The organism is uncultured Pseudoxanthomonas sp., assembly GCF_947498795.1.
In the GTDB taxonomy this organism is placed as follows: Bacteria; Pseudomonadota; Gammaproteobacteria; order Xanthomonadales; family Xanthomonadaceae; genus Pseudoxanthomonas_A.
The window spans coordinates 1-3512 of sequence record NZ_CANMLQ010000022.1 but is presented as its reverse complement, the minus strand read 5'-3'; the positions used below and the strand labels follow the sequence as shown (position 1 = coordinate 3512).

At 60.2% G+C, this 3512-nt stretch carries 4 protein-coding genes; 3 read left to right on the top strand and 1 reads right to left on the bottom strand.

The features are described from left to right. On the top strand, window positions 1-193 hold a 193-nt coding region (locus Q0907_RS18910; protein ID WP_299347585.1), incomplete at its 5' end, for a hypothetical protein. A gap of 43 nt (window positions 194-236) precedes the next feature. Here the strand turns inward: Q0907_RS18910 and Q0907_RS18905 are convergent. Then, the gene (locus Q0907_RS18905; RefSeq protein ID WP_185896208.1) at window positions 237-1316 is read right to left on the bottom strand and encodes a site-specific integrase; all 1080 of its coding nucleotides are present in this window, start codon (window positions 1314-1316) and stop codon (window positions 237-239) included. Between the two features lie 104 nt (window positions 1317-1420). On the opposite strand from Q0907_RS18905, the gene Q0907_RS18900 reads away from it, so the two are divergent. Next, window positions 1421-2353: a DNA-binding protein gene (locus Q0907_RS18900; protein WP_299347584.1), complete on the top strand. Its 933-nt coding sequence runs from the start codon at window positions 1421-1423 to the stop codon at window positions 2351-2353. A 289-nt stretch (window positions 2354-2642) separates the two neighbouring features. Beyond that, on the top strand, window positions 2643-3356 hold the full coding sequence (locus tag Q0907_RS18895) for a hypothetical protein (protein ID WP_299347582.1): 714 nt from the start codon (window positions 2643-2645) through the stop codon (window positions 3354-3356). The last annotated feature ends 156 nt before the right edge of the window (window positions 3357-3512 follow it).

The following is a 3512-nucleotide window of genomic DNA, read 5'->3' as shown; positions in this document are numbered from 1 at the left end:
ACCAGATATTGCACAGAACAAGACGGCGGCAGGGTCGGGCTCCTGGCTCGGCCATCAACCACTTTTTGCACTTAACCAAAATTTTTGCGTCCGCTGCCCCGAACTGCTCGCGGCGGAGGGAGGGCGAACACCACATCTGCAGCGGAGACGGAAGATCGGGCCGCTTTTCTGTCTGCACGAACATTCATGGTGAGCGGGTATGTCAGGCATTGCGAATGCTTCTAACCGAAATCATATTATTTCAGCAGACGGGCGGCGGGATTGTCTTCAGCAGCTCCAGCCTGGAAATACCCAATCACGCTCGCCACCGATCGGTGCTCGGTCATAGCCATCACCGCCGGCAGTGGTACGCCTTGTTTGCCAGCCTCAGTGACAAATCCGGACCTGAGACTGTGCGCCCCAAAATCCCCCTCCAGCCCAGCCAACCGGGCGCGGCGCTTTACGATCGCGGCCACCGAACCCGGGAGCAGGGCAGGGCCGACCCTCTCCCTCCAGATTCGCCGAAAGATCGCTCCCTCACTAATCCCAGCGGCCTCAAGCCACGCTGACAGCGCTTCAGCACTGCGTCCCAAGATTGGCTTGTCCGGCGTCGAATCCGCCTTCACTCCGGCCTGCTGCGTCTTTGAATACTCCAACCGATAGATGTAGCCGTCCTCGCCGACCTTGCGCAGGTCGCGCATATCGGCGGCGGCGATCTCGCTGCGCCGGCGCCCGCCGCTGGCGAAGCCGAAGCAGAGCAGGGCACGGTCACGCCGGCCTTCCAGGCTGTCATCGCAGGTGGCCAGCATGGCCTCGAGCTCGGCACGGGTAATCGCGGTCTTCTTGGTCGGCCGCTCGCCACGCTTGACCGCCGCACGCCGCGCCCGACTGAGCAGGGTGCGGACGCTGGGCAGGTCGCACGGATTGGTCAGGCGCTTGAGCTTGTGCGCCGTGGACAGCACAGCCACGCGCTGGACCACGGTCGACAGCTTCAGCGGCCCGACCCTAGCCTTGAGGCCGGCGGCGACCAGTGCCTTATCGACCGCCGGCGGCAGCTCGCTGACCAGGCCAGTCTTGTTCTTGCGCTGGATGTGGTCGACTAAGAACTGGATCACCACAGCCTCGCTCGCCGGCAAGGCCAGCTCAATGCCATAGCGGGCCTGGTGCCAGCCGGCCCAGTAGCGCAGGGCAGTGGCGTAGCTGCGGGTCGTATTGGCCGCGGCCGCTTCGGCGAGCAGTTCGCGCACCGCATCGGCGGCCTGCTGGGCAAGCTGTTCCGGCAGGACCAGATTTGCGGCTGTCGCTAGGGTGACGAGCAATGCGCTATTTCGCTTCATACTATGTAATGTACGTTATGAAATAGGGCGTCTACTAGCGATAATCATCACTTATCGCACGTACGTGTTCAACGGGGCAGGGCGGCGACATAGGAGACATTCCCATGGCACGAGGCATCACCGAAACCGACGTCCACATAGCTGCCGACGAACTGGTCGCGGCGGGCGAACGCCCGACCGTCGAACGCATTCGAGCCCACTTAGGCACCGGCTCACCCAACACGGTGACGCGGCACCTGGAAACGTGGTGGCAGGGACTCGGCCGCCGTCTACACGTGCAGCACGTTCGCCTCGCGGTCCCAGACGCGCCGGAGGTAGTTACCGCTTTAGCAGGGGAGTGGTGGGAGCGGGCACTGGAGGCAGCCCGCGCCGAATGTACTCAGGCCTTGGCCATTGAGCGCAGCACCCTACTTAAGGATCACGAGGCCCTCAACGAAGAGCGTGCCCGCTTGGCCGTTGAATCCAGCGCACTGCGCGCCGAACTGGATGCCGCACGACACTCATTACAAGTCGCTCAGGTCCAAGCGACAGAGCAGCAACGCCTGATTGACCAGTTGCAGCATCAGACCCGGGAGCTGGCGCAGCAGCGGGACGTGGCACTAGCCCGCAGCAAAGAGCTAGAGGTTGCGCGTGAGGCGTTGCAGGGCCATCTGCAGCGAGCTGAAGATTCGGCCCGTGCAGAGCGTGAAAGCCTCACTCAGCACCTTCGCGCGACAGAGGACCGGGCACATGCCGAGGTCGATCGTGCGCGCCAAGAAGCTAAAGAGCTTTCATCGAAGCTCTCTACGCTAGCCAAAGAGCGGGCATCGGTAGAACGTCGACACCGCGATCAACTCGAAACGGCCCGCGTGGCCACTGCCGACATTCAGCAGGAATTGGCCGGCCAACGGGCACGAGCCGATGGTTTGGAAGCTCAGCTGGAGAGCCTTCGAAACCTGCCAATTGCGTTAGAGGCGGCTTTGCGAACGCAGAACTCCGCAGGGGCGAAGGTTGAGCGGAAGAAGACGAAAATACGGAGCGGTTCCGGCACCCCCTGAGCCAAGCCTCTCGGTAAGGGCGCTCTGTAACGCCATCGGCCCACACCGCCGATGAAGATCATTGAGTGAAAGGCTGAGGTAAGCTGCAGTGCATGCCTGATCGCACGAGGTCGAAACCTCTCCCCTGGAGTCGGGCGTGGGTCACTACCTATTTCAGTACAGGACTTCCAAGGGCAGGGGATAGATAAGAAAAGTCGACTCGGCTTGATTCGAGACGGGCCCCACCAGAGCCCTGAGGCGGTGGAGGCCCGATACTATCTACCGCTATAACTCTGGTGCAGGAGGCGGAATGCTTAAGCTCAAGGAATGGTTGGCGCCGGCTACGATCATCGTTCTAGCTGGCGGCATCTGCTGGCTTGGCTACGTCGTTGTCTACCGTATGCCTGATCTCGAGAAGAAGCTCGAAGGCATCGAGACTGCCCAACAGAAAACTCTGGGTGATATTCAAACCGAGCAGCGCGAACGCTTCAAAAGCATCGACGCGCAACTTCTGGGTATGCGAACAAATTTGCTACGACTATGCGCACGACACGGACGCTTGGAGAAAGACTGCGAACTTAAGGAGATTGTGAGCGTCGCATCTGAGGTGAGCGTCGCCCAGGCGGAAGTCATCACCTCAGCTAGGGTATCGGGGCTAGACGGACATACCCCTCAACTGGTTTCCGACAATGCCGCCGCAGCGCTTAGCACTATCACTCAGTTCCCATCAGGCCAGACGATTCAAGCCAACGATCAGATTGCCAGCGCCTTGGTGTGGGCTTCCGCGGCTAAAGAGGCCTCATGGAAGGCCGAAGGAAGGGAACTTCTTGTTAGCTTCTCGGACGGCAATGCGGTCTTCACAATGGATGAAAGCGTTAGTCCAGCCGACCTCAGTCGCTCGGCGGAAATTCTCAACGATCTGTCGGCATCGTTCCGCTCATCCGCAAAGGCAATCTGGCTGGTCGACAAACAAGAAGATCCTGCGCAGCAACCTAACGAGATAGCACCGCCGGAGGTTCGATAACGCGACTCCGCGAGCAGGCGACCTATTATTCTAGGGTCGCCCGCATGCTAGATGGGCGTAGGACTCGCATGACATAAGGAATGTTATGCGAAGTAAGCTATTGATTATATTGGCTTTTATTTCCGTTTGCAAGATCGTTACTCCTTAAGCTCCGTG